Origin of the sequence: Aeromonas sp. 96A (genome assembly GCF_051919165.1) — a bacterium.
In the GTDB taxonomy this organism is placed as follows: Bacteria; Pseudomonadota; Gammaproteobacteria; order Enterobacterales; family Aeromonadaceae; genus Aeromonas; species Aeromonas veronii.
The window spans coordinates 2467132-2483489 of record NZ_JBQBFE010000001.1 but is presented as its reverse complement, the minus strand read 5'-3'; the positions used below and the strand labels follow the sequence as shown (position 1 = coordinate 2483489).

At 61.0% G+C, this 16358-nt stretch carries 13 protein-coding genes; 10 read left to right on the top strand and 3 right to left on the bottom strand.

Annotation, left to right across the window (positions count from 1 at the left end; genetic code table 11):
* The first annotated feature begins 83 nt into the window (after positions 1-83).
* Genes hutI through hutH form a run of 4 tightly spaced genes read left to right on the top strand, consistent with a single transcriptional unit; the run spans position 84 to position 5556 of the window.
* Positions 84-1319, top strand: a complete 1236-nt coding sequence (hutI, locus tag ACTG2W_RS11340; RefSeq protein ID WP_440016217.1) for an imidazolonepropionase — start codon at positions 84-86, stop codon at positions 1317-1319.
* Complete coding sequence (gene hutG / locus ACTG2W_RS11335) at positions 1312-2256, top strand: formimidoylglutamase (protein ID WP_440016216.1); 945 nt, start codon at positions 1312-1314, stop codon at positions 2254-2256. The genes hutI and hutG overlap by 8 nt, the downstream gene beginning before the upstream one ends.
* A 53-nt stretch (positions 2257-2309) precedes the next feature.
* On the top strand, positions 2310-4019 hold the full coding sequence (gene hutU / locus ACTG2W_RS11330) for a urocanate hydratase (RefSeq protein ID WP_440016215.1): 1710 nt from the start codon (positions 2310-2312) through the stop codon (positions 4017-4019).
* Positions 4020-4023: 4 nt separating this feature from the next.
* The gene (hutH, locus tag ACTG2W_RS11325; protein WP_440016214.1) at positions 4024-5556 is read left to right on the top strand and encodes a histidine ammonia-lyase; all 1533 of its coding nucleotides are present in this window, start codon (positions 4024-4026) and stop codon (positions 5554-5556) included.
* A 145-nt stretch (positions 5557-5701) separates the two neighbouring features.
* Here the strand turns inward: hutH and ACTG2W_RS11320 are convergent, their stop codons facing one another.
* Together ACTG2W_RS11320 and ACTG2W_RS11315 are read right to left on the bottom strand one after the other, a co-directional pair.
* Entirely contained in the window at positions 5702-6799 is a 1098-nt protein-coding gene (locus ACTG2W_RS11320; protein ID WP_005348596.1) for a calcium:proton antiporter, read from the bottom strand.
* A 310-nt stretch (positions 6800-7109) separates the two neighbouring features.
* Positions 7110-8636 carry an EAL domain-containing protein gene (locus tag ACTG2W_RS11315; RefSeq protein ID WP_157161560.1) on the bottom strand — a complete coding sequence of 509 codons (1527 nt, stop codon included), beginning with the start codon at positions 8634-8636 and terminating at the stop codon, positions 7110-7112.
* A 504-nt stretch (positions 8637-9140) separates the two neighbouring features.
* On the opposite strand from ACTG2W_RS11315, the gene ACTG2W_RS11310 reads away from it, so the two are divergent.
* Positions 9141-11069, top strand: a complete 1929-nt coding sequence (locus ACTG2W_RS11310) for an EAL domain-containing protein (RefSeq protein WP_168769962.1) — start codon at positions 9141-9143, stop codon at positions 11067-11069.
* A gap of 76 nt (positions 11070-11145) precedes the next feature.
* Here the strand turns inward: ACTG2W_RS11310 and ACTG2W_RS11305 are convergent, their stop codons facing one another.
* Entirely contained in the window at positions 11146-12069 is a 924-nt protein-coding gene (locus ACTG2W_RS11305; protein ID WP_110304178.1) for a 1-aminocyclopropane-1-carboxylate deaminase/D-cysteine desulfhydrase, read from the bottom strand.
* 87 nt (positions 12070-12156) lie between these two features.
* On the opposite strand from ACTG2W_RS11305, the gene ACTG2W_RS11300 reads away from it, so the two are divergent.
* The 5 genes from ACTG2W_RS11300 (at position 12157) to mshL (ending at position 16320) form a co-directional block, all read left to right on the top strand.
* The gene (locus ACTG2W_RS11300) at positions 12157-13020 is read left to right on the top strand and encodes a hypothetical protein (RefSeq protein WP_026035092.1); all 864 of its coding nucleotides are present in this window, start codon (positions 12157-12159) and stop codon (positions 13018-13020) included.
* Complete coding sequence (locus ACTG2W_RS11295; protein ID WP_439979885.1) at positions 13020-13613, top strand: PilN domain-containing protein; 594 nt, start codon at positions 13020-13022, stop codon at positions 13611-13613. Before ACTG2W_RS11300 ends, ACTG2W_RS11295 begins: the two co-directional genes overlap by 1 nt.
* Complete coding sequence (locus ACTG2W_RS11290) at positions 13613-14260, top strand: MSHA biogenesis protein MshJ (protein WP_113740377.1); 648 nt, start codon at positions 13613-13615, stop codon at positions 14258-14260. Before ACTG2W_RS11295 ends, ACTG2W_RS11290 begins: the two co-directional genes overlap by 1 nt.
* On the top strand, positions 14253-14582 hold the full coding sequence (locus ACTG2W_RS11285) for a SctD/MshK family protein (RefSeq protein ID WP_005342886.1): 330 nt from the start codon (positions 14253-14255) through the stop codon (positions 14580-14582). The genes ACTG2W_RS11290 and ACTG2W_RS11285 overlap by 8 nt, the downstream gene beginning before the upstream one ends.
* Positions 14583-14652: 70 nt before the next feature.
* Positions 14653-16320 carry a pilus (MSHA type) biogenesis protein MshL gene (gene mshL, locus ACTG2W_RS11280; protein ID WP_440016213.1) on the top strand — a complete coding sequence of 556 codons (1668 nt, stop codon included), beginning with the start codon at positions 14653-14655 and terminating at the stop codon, positions 16318-16320.
* Positions 16321-16358: the final 38 nt, after the last annotated feature.

Genomic DNA, 16358 nt, shown 5'->3' with positions numbered 1-16358 from the left:
TGCTGTTATCAGGATGTGAACGCCGCTCTTTCTTTCGTCATAGAGATCGACTATAAGGATATGTATATACATTTGAGGTCGCTATGAACAAGGAACTGTTGAACTGCGAGCGGGTCTGGCTCAACGTGACGCCCGCCACCCTGAGTGATGAGCTGGCCGACTACGGCCTGCTGCCGCTCCACGCCATCGGCGTGCAGAATGGCAAGATCCACGCGCTGTTGCCGATGGCCGAGTTGAAGGGGCCGTATCCCGCTCACTGGCAGGATATGCGGGGCAAGCTGGTCACCCCCGGCCTTATCGATTGTCACACCCATCTGGTCTTCGCCGGCAGCCGTGCCGAAGAGTTCGAGCTGCGTCAGCAGGGAGTTCCCTATGCGGAGATCGCCCGTCGGGGCGGTGGCATCATCAGCACGGTGCGTGCTACCCGTGCCGCCAGCGAAGAGCTGCTGTTCGAGCTGGCGTTGCCGAGGGTGAAATCCCTGATCCGCGAAGGGGTCACCACTGTGGAGATCAAGTCCGGCTATGGCCTGACGCTGGATGACGAACTCAAGATGCTGCGGGTCGCCCGCCGACTGGGGGAGGCGCTGCCGATCCGGGTCAAGACAACCCTGCTGGCGGCCCATGCAGTGCCGCCGGAGTATCGCGACGATCCCGACTCCTGGGTCGAGACCATCTGTCAGGAGATCATCCCGGCCGCCGCCGAGGCGGGCCTGGCCGATGCGGTGGACGTCTTCTGTGAACACATCGGCTTCTCGCTGGCCCAGACCGAGCAGGTCTATCTGGCGGCGGATCAATACGGTCTGGCAGTGAAAGGGCACATGGATCAGCTCTCCAATCTCGGTGGCAGCACCCTCGCAGCCAACTTTGGCGCCCTCTCGGTGGATCATCTGGAGTATCTTGATCCGGAAGGGATCCTGGCGCTGGCCCACCGTGGCGTGGTCGCCACCCTGCTGCCCACCGCCTTCTACTTCCTCAAAGAGACCAAATTGCCCCCGGTTGCAGCTCTGCGCAAGGCGGGGGTGGCGATGGCGGTCTCTTCCGACATCAACCCGGGTACGGCCCCCATTGTCTCGCTGCGGATGGCGATGAACATGGCCTGCACCCTGTTTGGCCTGACCCCGGTGGAGGCCATGGTCGGGGTGACCCGTCACGCCGCCAAAGCGCTCGGCGAGCAGGATCGCCTTGGCCAGCTCAGGGTGGGCATGGCGGCCGATTTCCTGATCTGGCACTGCGCCAATCCGGCCGAGCTGAGCTACATGGTCGGCGTCGATCAGCTGGCAAGCCGCATCTTCAACGGCAAGGAGACCCTCCATGGATAAGTTCAACCCGATCGATATGTCGCTCTGGCAAGGGCGGCAGGATCCGGAAGATGGCGAATTGGCTCTGCGTTGGCACGACAAGGTGCAGCCCTGGACCGCCGGAGCACAAGACGCTGCCGGTGTGGTACTGCTCGGTTTTGCCTGCGATGAAGGGGTGCGCCGCAATAAGGGGCGTGTCGGCGCCGCCGGTGCGCCGCAAGCGGTGCGCAAGCTGCTGGCCAACATTGCCTGGCACCTGAATCGCCCCGTCTACGATGGCGGGGATGTGAGTTGTACCGATGGCAATCTCGACGCCGCCCACGGCTATCTGGCCGAGCGGGTCGCCGCCGCGCTTGATCTGGGCCACTTCCCGCTGGTGCTGGGGGGCGGTCACGAGGTGGCTTTCGGCAGCTGGAGCGGCCTCAACCTGCATCTGGCGGGTCAGGGGCGAGTCGGCATTATCAATTTTGACGCCCACTTCGACCTGCGCATGAAGCAGGAATTGGCAAGCTCCGGCACCCCCTTCTTCCAGATCGCCGAGCAGTGTGCCGCTCAGGGCACGCCGTTTCACTACGCCTGCCTCGGGGTGGCCGAGACCGCCAATACCCAAGCCCTGTTTGCCCGTGCCAAGGCGCTGGGTGTGTGGCATGTGCTGGACGAGGCGATGACCCAGACCGGGCTGCCAGCCTTGCTAAGCGGGCTGGACGCCTTTATCGCCGATTGTGATCACCTCTATCTGACCATCGACCTTGATGTGCTGCCCGGCGCCGTTATGCCGGGAGTGAGTGCCCCCGCCGCCCGTGGCGTGGAGCTGGCGGTGATCGAACCGCTGATCGCCCATATCCGGGCCAGCGGCAAGCTCAGGCTTGCCGATCTGGCCGAGTACAACCCGACGCTGGATCAGGATAACCGCAGTGCCCGTGTGGCCGCGCGACTGGTTCATCTGTTGACCCATTAACCCTTTGGCCGCCCGTCGCCAAAGGCACCCTATTGATACAACAAGGAGTGTGTATGTCTGTGCAACAGCAGGATCCCCGTCATGATCCTAACCGCGTGATCCGTGCCCCGCGCGGTACCGAGCTGACCGCCAAGAGCTGGCTCACCGAGGCGCCGCTGCGGATGCTGATGAACAATCTGGATCCCGAGGTGGCCGAGCATCCCCAGTCGCTGGTGGTCTATGGCGGGATTGGCCGCGCCGCCCGCAACTGGACCTGCTTCGACAAGATCGTCGAGGTGCTGACCCGGCTCGAGGAGGATCAGACCCTGCTGGTGCAATCCGGCAAGCCGGTCGGGGTGTTCCAGACCCACAAGGACGCGCCGCGGGTGCTGATCGCCAACTCCAATCTGGTGCCGCACTGGGCCAATTGGGAGCACTTCAACGAGCTCGATAAGAAGGGTTTGATGATGTACGGCCAGATGACCGCGGGCTCCTGGATCTACATAGGTACTCAGGGGATAGTGCAGGGCACTTACGAGACCTTCTTCGCGGTGGCCAACCAGCACTTCAACGGCTCGCCTGCGGGCCGCTGGATCCTCACCGGTGGTCTCGGCGGCATGGGTGGCGCCCAGCCGCTGGCCGCCACCATGGCAGGCTTCTCGATGATCGCCGTGGAGTGCGACGAGACCCGCATCGATTTTCGTCTGCGCACCCGTTATGTGGACAAGAAGGCCCACAGCCTGGATGAAGCGCTGGCCATGGTCGAAGAGGCCAAGCAGAGCGGCATCGCCGTCTCCGTCGGCCTGCTCGGCAACGCCGCCGACGTCTTCGCCGAGCTGGTGGCCCGAGGTATCACACCGGATGTGGTGACCGACCAGACCTCCGCCCACGACCCGGTGCACGGCTACCTGCCGCAGGGCTGGAGCGTGGCCAAGTGGCGCGAGCTACAGCAGAGTGCCCCGCAGGAGGTGAATCTGGCCGCTCGTCGCTCCATGGCCCGTCAGGTGGAGGCGATGCTGACCCTGCAAGAGCGCGGCGCGGCGACTCTGGATTACGGCAACAACATCCGCCAGATGGCGCTGGAGGAGGGGGTTGCGAACGCCTTCGACTTCCCCGGCTTCGTCCCCGCCTACATTCGCCCGCTGTTCTGCGAGGGGATTGGCCCGTTCCGCTGGGTGGCCCTCTCCGGCGATCCGGAAGATATCTACAAGACCGACCAGAAGGTCAAAGAGCTGATCCCCGATGATCCTCACCTGCACAACTGGCTCGACATGGCCCGCGAGCGCATCGCGTTTCAGGGGCTGCCGGCGCGGATCTGCTGGGTCGGGGTCAAGGATCGGGTGCGGCTCGGTCTGGCCTTCAACGAGATGGTGAAAAACGGTGAGCTGAAAGCCCCCATCGTCATCGGCCGCGACCATCTGGATTCCGGCTCGGTGGCGAGCCCGAACCGCGAGACCGAGTCGATGATGGATGGCTCCGATGCCGTCTCCGACTGGCCGCTGCTCAACGCCCTGCTCAACACCGCCGGTGGCGCGACCTGGGTTTCGCTGCATCACGGCGGCGGGGTCGGCATGGGCTTCTCCCAGCACTCCGGCGTGGTGATCGTCTGTGACGGCTCCGATGACGCGGCCCGCCGCGTCGGTCGGGTGCTGCGCAACGATCCGGCCACCGGCGTGATGCGCCATGCCGATGCCGGCTACGAGATTGCCATCAACTGTGCCCATGAGGCGAAGCTGGATCTGCCGATGATTGACGGCGCCAACGGTGTCAAAGGAAAGGTGTAACACCATGTTTGAATTGACTATTACTCCGGGCGAGCTGGATCTTGCCACCCTGCGCCGCGTCAGCCGCGAGCCGGTACATGTTTCACTGGATCCGGCCGCGCTGCCGGGGATCCACGCCTCAGCTGCCTTAGTTACCAAGGTGATCGAGCAGAACCGGGTGGTGTATGGCATCAATACCGGCTTTGGCCTGCTGGCCAACACCCGCATTCCGGTGGAGCAGCTGGACGAGCTGCAGCGTTCCATCGTGCTCTCCCATGCCGCTGGCATCGGCGAATACATGGATGACGCCACTGTACGGTTGATGATGGTGCTCAAGCTCAACTCGCTGGCGCGGGGCTTCTCCGGCATCCGGCTGACGGTGCTTGAGGCCCTGATGACCCTTATCAACGCCGAAGTCTATCCGGTGGTACCGAAGAAGGGCTCCGTCGGTGCCTCCGGCGATCTGGCGCCGCTGGCCCATATGAGCTGCTTGCTGATCGGTGAAGGCAAGGCTCGCCACAAGGGCGAGCTGATCGACGCCGCCACTGCGCTGAAAATTGCCGGGCTGGAGCCCATCGCGCTGGCGCCGAAAGAGGGGCTGGCCCTGCTCAACGGCACCCAGGCGAGCACCGCCTTTGCGCTGGAAGGGCTGTTCCATGCCGAGGATCTGTTCGCTGGTGCCATCACCATCGGCGCCATGAGCGTGGAGGCTGCGCTCGGCAGTCGCCGGCCGTTCGATGCCCGCATCCACGAGGTGCGTGGTCAGCGTGGCCAGATCGATGCAGCTGCCTGCTATCGCCATCTGCTGGGGGATCTCAGCGAGATCGGCATGTCCCACCACAACTGCGAGAAGGTGCAGGATCCCTACTCATTGCGCTGCCAGCCGCAGGTGATGGGAGCCTGCCTGACCCAGATCCGTCAGGCGGCCGAGGTGTTGGTGTGCGAAGCCAACTCGGTCTCCGACAACCCGCTGGTGTTTGCCGATGACGATGAGATCATCTCCGGCGGTAACTTCCACGCCGAGCCGGTGGCCTTTGCGGCCGATAATCTGGCGCTGGCCATCGCTGAAATCGGCTCGCTCTCCGAGCGGCGCATGGCACTGCTGATCGACTCGCGGATGTCCGGTCTGCCGGCGTTTCTGGTCAACAACGGCGGAGTGAATTCGGGCTTTATGATCGCTCAGGTCACCTCGGCGGCGCTGGCCTCCGAGAACAAGACCCTGGCCCATCCCGCCTCGGTGGACAGCCTGCCTACGTCGGCCAATCAGGAGGATCACGTCTCCATGGCCACCTTCGCCGGTCGTCGGCTGGCGGACATGGCCGAGAACACCCGTGGCATTCTGGCGGTCGAACTGCTGGCGGCGGCACAGGGGCTCGATTTTCGCGCGCCGCTGCGCAGTACCGAGCTGATCGAGCAGGCCAAGGGACGACTGCGGGCAGAGGTGAGCTTCTACGACAAGGACAGGTACTTCGCGCCGGATATCGAGGCGGCCGCCGCCCTGTTGGGACGTGCCAGCTACAACGATCTGATTCCGGTCGGGGTGCTGCCCAGCCTGTAAGCCTTGATCCTCATTCTCTCCTGGCGGGAGAAGGGTGGGGGATGAGGGGGAAGCCGCTTCACAGACGCCGGTGACAGCCGGGAGCAGATGACAAAAGACCGCCCAATCGGGCGGTCTTGGCGTTTCTGACGTTGGTTGAACGCGGTTATTCGTGCTCGAACATCAGGAACAGATAGACCACAAACAACACCAGATGGGTCGCACCATGGAGCACATTGGTGCGGCCGCTGCTGAAGGTTACTTTACAGACCATCAAGGTCGTGACCAGCAGCACCATATCGGCGGGGGAGAGGCCGAGGCGCACCTCCTGATCCAGCATGGAGCCGATAAAGAGCACGGCAGGCACGGTGAGGGCGATGGTGGCCAGCACCGAGCCGAAGTAGAGGTTCATTGCTCGCTGCAACTGGTTGTTGAAGGCGGCCTTGATGGCGCCGACTGCTTCGGGGGCCAGCACGATGCAGGCCACGATAAAGCCGCCCAGTGCGGCGGGTGCTTCCATCACATGCACCCCGTAGTTGATGGGGATGGCTAGGGTCTTGGCCAGCAGGATCACTACCAGCAGGTAGGCGAGCAGCAGGATGGTGTGATAGACGTTGCTCTGCAGCGGGCCGTGGTGCTCCTCATAATCCTCGTGATCGCTGTCGACGAAGAAGTGGCTGTGGCTGCGGGTCTGGATCAGCAGAAAGACCCCGTAGAGCAGGATTGAGATGATGATCAGCATCCACGACATGGCGCGCGACATACTGCCGATTGCACCACCCTCGGTGAAGTTGGGCAGCACCAGACAGAGCAGGGCCAGAGGGATGATGGCCACCAGATAGGATTTCACTCCGTCCAGATTGAAGCTCTGGGTGTGGTAGCGCCAGCCGCCAAACAGCAGGGTGAAGCCCACCAGACCGGTACTCACCAGCATCACTACCGCAAACATGGTATCGCGGGCCATGGTGGGGTTGGGCTCGCCGGTCAGCATCACCGAGGAGATCATCACCACCTCCAGCGAGATGACCGAGAGGGTGAGGATCAGGGTGCCGAAGGGCTCGCCCAGCTTGATGGCGAGGGCATCGGAGTGGCGCACCACCGAGAAGATGGCCCAGGTGACGATGGCCAGTAGTGCCGCTGAAACCGGAAGATAGATCCCGAGCGGAGTTGTCTCTGTCAGCAGGTCACTGCCCAGGGTCTTGAAAAAGAGCAGGGTCAGCAGGCCAACGGGCAGGGCAATCTCTTGCCGGATAACTGTCTTCATAGGCAATGGTTCTCTATTGGGGGTCTTGACGACCGGATGACATAAACAGGCTGCTCGGTTATCGGTTGCGCAATAACCGGCTCCTTATGATAAAGGTTGTTATCCCCGTCAGGGCAGATCATTTTGTTGCTGAATGTAAATAAGGGGTGGCAGGAGACGGTTTGATTTCACCATGGAGCCGGGCCCGGGTCTGCTGGGGGATTTACCCGCCTGATGGCCGGGCTGGGTTACGGCGCTACCGCCAGCATCAACCTGATGATGTCGAGCCGCTGGCCAAACCGTTTCACGGCCAAATCCTGCCATCTCTGTGTTAGCTGGCCTTCTGGTGTTGCAACTGCCACTCCCGTTGCCAGTGGGTCAGTATCTTCAGCGGCATGGGCTTGCCGAAGAAGTAGCCCTGGATCAGATAGACGCCGTGCTGGCTCAGATAGTCGACCTGCAGCTGGCTCTCGACCCCTTCGGCGATCATCTCCATGCCCGATTCCCGACCGAAGACGATGATGGCATCCAGCACGCTGCGCTTGAGGTCGTTGGTGCCTATGGTATCGACGAACATCTTGTCGATCTTGATCTGGCGGATCCCCAGGCTCTGCAGGTAGGCAAAGCCGCCGTAGCCGGTACCGAAATCATCCAGCTTGAAGTGATACCCCATCTGTTGCAGCAGGGTGATCTCCTCGGTGGCCGCCTTGATGTCGAGGATCGGCTTGCGCTCCGTCAGCTCGAAGGTGAGCCGTGCGGGTGAGGGGTTTTGGCTGTGAGCGAGCAGGGTGCGCAGCAGGGGCTGCTCGATATGGGCCGCCACCAGATTGACGCTGACCCACTGCTCTGGCGCCAGCTGCGGCAGGTCGGTGATCACCTGCTCCAGCAACTGTTCGGTCATCGGCAGGATCAGCCCCTGCTCCTCTGCATATTCGATAAAGGTGCCCGGAGGGATCAGTTCGTTTCCACGCTGCCAGCGCAGCAGCGCCTCGAATCCCACCACTTGGTGGGTACGGGCATCCACTATCGGCTGGTAGAGGGGAATAAATTCCTTGCGGATCAACCCTGTTTGCAGCAGTCCCTTGAGGGAGCGCCGATAGCTGCGCAGCAGCCAGTATGTGACGCTTAACAGGGCGCCGAGCACGATACCGAACCAGAGACCGTAGTGATTGAGTTGGTCATGGGCATATTGCTCCAGCGCTTTTCCCGCCCAGACCGTCTGTTTGGTGAGTTCATTGGGATCGAAGAAACTCAGGCTGATATTGCTCTCTTCCTGTTTGATCTCCTTGTCACCACGGGGAAAGTGGACTGTGCTTGCATCGGTATCCTGTCGGCTGAATTCCAGATAGAAGCAGTGGCTGCAGGGGTGTTGCAGCAGGTCGTGGCTCCAGCTGTTATCCAGCACCCAGTAGGCGAGGTTGTCGCCGGATCGGTAAAAGGCCACCAGCTCCTGCTCGGTATTGTATTTGGCCACGGTGGCGGTGATCCCCAACTTGCCAAACTTCTGCCCGCTGTTCTGGAGCTCTTTGAGCAGCGGGATCTCCACCCCCAGGCTGGAGCAGCTGCTGCCGGAGGCGAGCTCCAACCCTTGCAGGCGGATATGAGCGCTGTAGAAGCGCGGATCGCGCAGCAGCTCCATGTCTTTGGCGCCGCAGTTGAACTCAAATTGTGCCAGTTGTTTGTTGATGGCTGCATCCAGCTCCCGGTGGCGTACGGCCATGGCTCCCTTGAGCTCGGCAACCTTCTCTTCCAGCAGATGAAAGGCCATCGGCTTGGCAAACCACAGGCCGAGAAACTGGCTGCCCACGACAGGCAGGACGAACAGCAACAGAGCGATCCAGACGGGTGATTTACGCAAAGGAAGTACCTGCCAGTTTCATGAGACACAAATGGACTTTGCCATCATAGAGCATTAGTGCAATCAATTTGAGTCCGACTTGTCACACTTGTTGATTGATTTTTTAACTGCATGATTTTAAATGTGTTTATTATTAACTTTGGCTAGATTCAATCGCTGACCTGTCATAAATGACAATTGCTCAGCTTATCCGAACTGCATTAGAGTAGCCCTGCGGTTTGACTCACCGTGTGTTCAATACTCCTGTATCTGTTTTTTGTCAGTAGCACAGAGTGTTAGTTTTGATATGAGTGTTCCTTTTGGTCCCCTTTGAGGGACCATTTTTCTGTCTGTCATCCCGCCCTTTCCCGCGTCTGTAGCCCGTCATCCTTGGTATTCTCCCTCTGCTTTGGGTTATGCTTGCCCGCTTAAATTGCAGAAGCGGGATCTTCATCCATAGCTGTGGCCCGATCGCCGCTGCTACCATGAGGCGACATGGATGATGCTGGGCATACGGAAAGGCGCATGAAACTCACTACACAGCTTGTCTCATTTATCACCCTTTGCGTGATCGCAGCCATGGCGACCGTGCTGATTGGCGGGGTGTTCAGCTTTCGCGAGCTGGGCATGGAGTTGCAGCAAAAGAAGGTCGATGCACTGGTCGAGGTGATCGACAAGCAGCTCGATGTTGCTCACGACATGGAAGATATGAGCCACTGGCTGCCTACCCTGCTGCGGGCTGCCCATGTGGTAGAGCTGGAGGTGCGCCAGAATAACCAGCGGGTCTACTGGTTCCGCGATGTGCGCAATCCGGTCGACGAGCAGCTGCTGGTGCCATACAGCCACCCGCTGCCCCATCAGGCCGGCATGCAGGCCAACTTCAAACTGGAGCGCCCCTTCAAGGAGGCGGAATACTCCATCAAGGCGATGTCCGGCATCTCGCTGGGCATTTTTATCGTGGTGTTCGGTCTCTGGTACTCCATCCGCTGGCTACGCCAGCAGCTGCGCGGGGCCGAGCTGCTGGGCATTCGCGCCCAGCTGATCCTCGATGACAAACTCTCCAAACTGAGTCATGACCCCGCCGAAGAGTGGCCGGTGGCCGCCAGTCAGGCCCTCGATCATCTGCTCGCCGAGCTGGCTGATGCCCGCAAGGAGCGCAGCCGCTTCGACAACTTCATTCGCAGCAACGCCTTCGTCGACAAGATGACCGGCATCGGCAACCGGCTGTTTTTCGACAACCGGCTGGAGAGCGCCATCATGGAGGCGAGCGTGATGAGCGGCGGTGTGCTGCTGATCGATCTCGCCTGTCTGGAGGAGCTGGAGGCCGATCAGTTCGAGTTGCTGGGGCACGATTTGATGATGGAGGCGAGCGCCACCATCGGTGCCTTCGTGCGCAAACACAACGGTGCCCTGCAGGCCCGTTATGCCGGTCAGGTTTTTGCGGTGTTGCTGCCCAACATGTCCGAGAGCGAGATGGTGGATAGCGCCAGCCAGCTGCTCAAGAGCCTGCAACGGCTGCACTGGCCGCAGGAGGTCAATCCGGAGACGGCGGTCTATCTCGGCGCAGTCTGTTATCAGGCACAAGACAGCCTGCTCAAGGTGCAGGAGGAGGCGGAGCTGGCCCTCAAGAGCGCTCGTCTGCAGGGGCACAACGGCTGGTTCCTCTACGAGAAGCAGCTGGATGAGGAACAAAGCAGCAAGGGCACGGTACGCTGGCGCACCCTGATCAGCCGCCGTCTCGAAGAGCACGGCATCGAATTTTACACCCAGCCGATCCAGCAGGATCGGGGGCAGGTGGTGTTGCAGCAGGAGTTGCTCACCTATCTGCACGACGAGCAGGGGCGGGCTTTGCAGGCGGGGATCTTCATGCCGATGGCGGAGAAGGTGGGCTTGTTGCTGCAACTGGATCGGCTGGTGGCGGAGCAGACCCTAGCCCTGCTGCGCCAGCGCTCCGAGCAGAGCTGCCCCATCAGCCTGACCCTCAGTGCCCAGAGCCTGCTCAACCGCGAGTTCCAACGCTGGCTCTTCTTCGCCCTGTTCCAGCTGCCGCGCAGCACCAACGAGCGGTTGATCCTGCAACTCTCGGAATCCCAGGTGACCCGCCACTTCGAGGCGCTCAAGCGGCCGCTGCGCTCTTTGCGGATGCTGGGTTGCCAGCTGGCCATTGATCATGCCGGTCAGGATGTGGTGAGCACCCAGTACATCAAGGAGTTCGAGATCAACTTCCTCAAGCTACACCCCAGCCTGGTACGGGAAATCCATGCCCGTCAGGTCAACCAGATGGCGGTACGCAGTCTGGTGGGGGGCTGCGCCAATACCCGCACCCGGGTGCTGGCAGTGGGGGTGGAGAGTGGCGACGAGTGGAAGATGCTGCGCCACCTCGGGGTGCATGCCGGGCAGGGGCCCTGGTTTGCCGAGCCCCAGCGTCTGGTGCTGGAATCGGCTGGTGATTGAGATAAACGAGAGAGGGTCGCCTTGGGGCGACCCTCTGTTGTTTGCGATGCTGTTTGCGGTTGCCGTAAGGCAGGGATCACAGTCGCCCCTGCTCCCGCAGCCCGGCGAGCCCTTGCATGCCGCCAGTGTGGATAAAGACGATTTTGCTGCCGGGGGCGATACGGCCTGCCGCCAGCTCGCGAAACAGTCCCCACATTGCCTTGCCGCTATAGATAGGCTCAAGGGGCAGATCGGTCGTGGCGCTGAAATCCTGTACCCACTGCCAGAGGGCCGGGCTGAATTTGGCATAGCCACCATCGTGGTGATCGAGCGCGATGCGCCAGCCGGGGATATTGGCAGCCGCAGGATGGAGGCGACACACCTCGTCAGCGATAAAGCTGCCTCCTTTCAGTACCGCAATGGCGAGGATCTGCTCCCGATCCCGTTTGCCAGCGATCAGGCCCGCCAGAGTGCCGCCGCTGGCGCAGGGCAGTACCCAGAGATCCGGCGAGAAGGGCACTTCGCCGACCAGTTCCGCCACGCCGGGGATGGCCAGCGGGCTGCTACCCCCTTCCGGCACGATCAGGGTATCGGGGGCATCGAATTGGGCCAGCCAGTCGGGATCCTGCCGTCGCCGGTAACTCTGGCGGTCGACAAAAACGAGATCCATGCCCCAGCGCTGGGCATCCCGCAGGGTAGAGTTACTGACGGCGTCATATTCGCCCCGTATGATACCGGTAGTACGAAGACCAGATTGGCACCCCGCTGCCGCTAGCGCGTGGATATGATTGGAGTAGGCGCCGCCAAACGAGAGCAGATGCCGTTTGCCATGCTCTTTGGCATGCAGCAGGTGGTACTTGAGCTTGCGCCACTTGTTGCCGGAGATGGCCGGATGGATCAGATCATCCCGCTTGCACCACAGCTCGACGCCATAGCGGGTCAGCAACGGATGGTGGAGGCGTTGCAGGGGGGAAGGGAGGATGGCTTGACCCTCTGATTCGGCGGAAAGGCTGGCTTGCAATGGTGAGTCCGTCTTTTAATCTGGAGGCTAATCTGCTGTTTATGTTAATATTTCATACATTTAATCACTATTGATGGGCGGGCTTACATGAAACAACTGTTCAGACGGTCGACGCCAAGCCGCCAGGTCGGGCTCTTGCTGGCCAATGACAGGATCATGCTGGCTGCGGTGGGCAATCCCCCCGTCTTCGCGACGCGCACCATCAACGGCCCACAGGAGTGGGCAGTGGCCATGAACGAGCTGTTCAGCCGTCATGGGCTGGCCAAGTCTACGGTGCGGGTGGCCCTCGCCGCCAGCCTTTATCAACAGATCCAGATCGACAAGCCTGCCGTGCCTGACGCCGAGATGGCGGGGGCGCTCCCCTGGGCCATCAAGGATTATGTCAGCGAACCCGTGCTGCAACTGGCGATGGATTATGTGGACTTGCCCACCCCGCCTGCCGGTCGCCCGCGCATCAATGTGATCTGCCTGCCCAAGAGCCGGGTGCAACAGCTGGCCGATGCCATCAATGGCATAGCCACCCTGCAATCCATCATCAGCGACGAATTGGCGCTCACCTCTCTCTATGACGCGGATGACACGGTGCGCATGCTGCTGTGGCAGCCCAAGGGGCAGGATCTGCAACTGCTGGTCTTCCATCAAGGCGGGCTCTGCTTCTCCCGCCAGCTGCGCGGTTTCACCAGCCTGACTGGCGAACATGAACCGGACAGCATGCTGCTCGATTCACTGGCGCTGGAGATCCAGCGCTCCCTCGACTATCTGGCGGGCCAGCTGAAATTGCCCGAGCTGGGGCAGATGCAGTTTGCCGTCGCCTCGCCCTTTATCGGTACCCTGGTGCGCCACATGGAGCAGACCTTCGGCTTTGCCGTCTCCGCCATGGCCAACAAGGCAGTCCTGGCCGGCGTCGAATACCTCTCGGCCTACGCCGCCGCCATCGGGGAGGATGCGTGATGAGACGTCAGATAAACCTCTATGGCGCCGAGTTTCGCCCCAAGCGACAGTGGGCCAGCCTCAATCAGATGGCGCTGGTATGGGGCTTTGCGCTGTTGCTGATCCTGTTGATGGGCGTCGGTTACAGCTGGCAGCAGCAGCAGGTCAGCTGGGCGCTGGCGCAGCGCTCTGCCGAGCTGGAACTCAAGCGCAGCGAGGCGCAGCGGCTCGATGCCGAGCTGGCGCGCCATCAGGCAGATCCCAGGCTGCAACAGCAACTGGTCAACAAGCAGGATGAGCTGACGGCCAAGCAGGGGCTGATGCGCCAATTGGGCAGCCTGACCCTGCAAAAATCCCAGGGCTATGCCAGCGTAATGGCGGATCTTTCCCGCATTCGCAACAGCAACCTCTCGTTGCAGCGCATCGAGATCAACGAAGGGCGGATCAACCTCTCCGGCTTTGCCGGACGCAGTCAGGATGTGCCGGCCTGGGTCAACCGCTTCAAGCAGACCCCGAGTCTGGTAGGCAAGGAGTTTGGTGAACTGACCCTCGGCCGTGACAAGGAGGGTCGCCTGACCTTCCAGTTGAGCGGCATTGCGCGGGAGAAACCCTGATGAACCTGAAAACACAATGGCAGGCATGGGGCCAGCGTATCGCCGTGTTGAGCCAGCGGGAGCGGGTGTTGATCCTGCTGACCGGTCTGGTGCTGCTGGGCGCGGCCGGACTCTACGGCTGGCTCGATGGCGCTGATACTCGCCTGCAGCAGGATCGCATGGCCCTGAGCGCCGCCGAGCGCGACCTCGAGATCATGGAGTTGGAAAACCTCGGCAAACAGGCACGGCTCAAGCGGGATCCCAATCAGGGAGTTCGCGACCAGCTGGCGCAAGTCGAGGCGGATCTGGCCCGGATCGACGATGAGCTGAAGGCCCAGACCGTCGATCTGATCCCGGCGCACGAGATGCCGCTGGTGCTGGAGGCGCTGCTCTCCCGCTCCGCCAACCTTCACATGCTGGCGCTCAGTTCGCTGGAGCCGACCCCGCTGATGGCGGGAGAGCAGAAGGTCAATCTCTACAAGCATGGTATCCGGCTTCAGCTTGAAGGCGGCTATTTTGATGTCTATCAATATCTTAAAGCGCTGGAAGCCTTGCCGCGTCACTTCTACTGGAAGCAGTTCGACTATCAGGTCAAAGCCTATCCCGGCGCGGTGGTGGAGATGGAGATTTACACCCTGAGTACCAGCAAGGAGTTTATCCGTGGCTAGAGTGTTTGCGTTGTGCTGTTGCCTGTTCAGCTTGCTGGTACAGGCGGAGCAGGTCGAGGTATTGCAGGATCCCACTGCGCCGCTGGCGGACGTGGCGGTTGGCGCCCGTGCGACCGGCGAGAGCAGTGCCGGTTTGCCGAAGCTGCAGAGTGTGGTGCTGGGCAATGGCCCGGCACTGGCGGTACTCAATGGCAAGAGTTATCGGGTCGGGCAACAGGTGGACGGCTATACGCTGGTGGCCATCAATGCCGATGCCGTGGTGCTGGAAAAGGCGGGAAAACGCCATGCGGTAACACTGTTTGCCAGCAAGATCCGGGTTTGAGTCGTGCTTGCCTCTCGAGAGGTGAATCGGCTTTATCGAGTTTAATTGCAAGTCAGGGTGCCCTAATTACATGAAAAAAAACCGTCTCTGTCTGATCACCGTGGCCATGATGGCTGCAGGCTGTACCACGTATCAGCACCCCGAGCCGACCCAGGCGAAGGATGCCCTCAAACAGGCCATGAACGAACAGCAGAAACAGGCTGCCCCTCTGACCGCGTTGCCCAAATCGGTGCAAAGTGAATTGCTGCAGCTGAACCGGCCGCAGATGCCGGTCGGCATGCCGGAGAAGCGGCTGCGTATCGCGGCTCACGATGTGGAGGCGGTGGAGTTTTTCGGTTCCCTGTTCAAGGGCTCCCGCTACAGCGTGGCGGTTCACCCCGGGGTGGCCGGGCTGGTCTCCGTCGAACTCAAGGATGTGACTCTGCCGGAGGTGCTGGCGGTGGTGGGCGACATGTACGGCTTCGACGTGCAGCGCAAGGGCAATGTCTTCCATATCTATCCGGCGGGTCTGCGTACCGAAACCATCCCGGTCAATTACCTGATGATGTCCCGTCGTGGCCTCTCCCGCACCTCGGTCAGCACCGGCGGGGTGACGGCCAATGACAGCAATAACAGCAGCGACAGCAGTTTTGACAGTGCATCGAACAACAACAGCACCAATAACTCCTCCGGCAACAACTCGAACGGCAACAGCAGCAATGGCACCCGTATCGAGACCGATACCAACAGCGACTACTGGACCGATCTGCGCGACTCTCTGCAGACCCTGATTGGCACGGGTGATGGTCGCGCGGTGATCACCAGCCCGCAGGCGGGTCTGGTCACCATTCGCGCCTACCCGAAAGAGCTCAAGGCAGTGCGTGAATTCCTGAATCAATCCGATAGTCACCTCAAGCGGCAGGTGGTGCTGGAGGCGCGGATCATCGAAGTTGCCCTCAACGAAGGGTATGAGCAGGGGGTGGACTGGAGCGGTCTCTCCGCCAGCTGGGATGGCAACAAGGGGATTACCGGTGGCGGTTCACTGGCCAATACCCAGTTACCCACCACCCCTAATCAGATCTTCACTGCACTGGGTGGCGGCGCCGGTTTCAAGGTCTCTGACGGCAACTTCAATGTGGCGGTCAACCTGCTCAAGACCCAGGGCGATGTGAATACCCTCTCCAGCCCCCGTGTCACCGCGACCAACAACCAGAAGGCGGTGATCAAGGTGGGGACGGACGAATATTTCGTCACCAATGCATCGACAACAACCGTGAGCACGACGAGCGGTGACCGAACAACTCCCAATGTAGAGTTGACCCCTTTCTTCTCAGGTATCTCTTTGGATGTAACACCACAGATCGATGAAGAGGGCAAGGTGCTGCTGCATATCCATCCCTCCGTTATCGATACTGAAGAGCAAACCAAGACCATAAAGGTGACAGACAGCGATACGCTGGTGTTGCCGTTGGCGAAAAGCTCCATTCGAGAGTCCGATACCGTAGTGCAGGCCAATAACGGTGACATCATCGTTATCGGCGGCCTGATGAAGACCGACAAGCAGGAGATCGTCAGCAAGGTGCCGCTGCTGGGGGATATTCCCTGGGTGGGTGAAGCCTTTACCAACCGCCGCGAGAGCACCAAGAAGGTGGAGCTGGTGATCATGCTCAAACCGACCGTGGTGGAGAAAGATACCTGGCAAAACGAGCTGCAACGCTCCTCCGAGCTGCTCGACAAATGGTATCCGGCCAAGGGCTGACCCATGACACCAGATACGGTCACCCTTATCCCGAACGG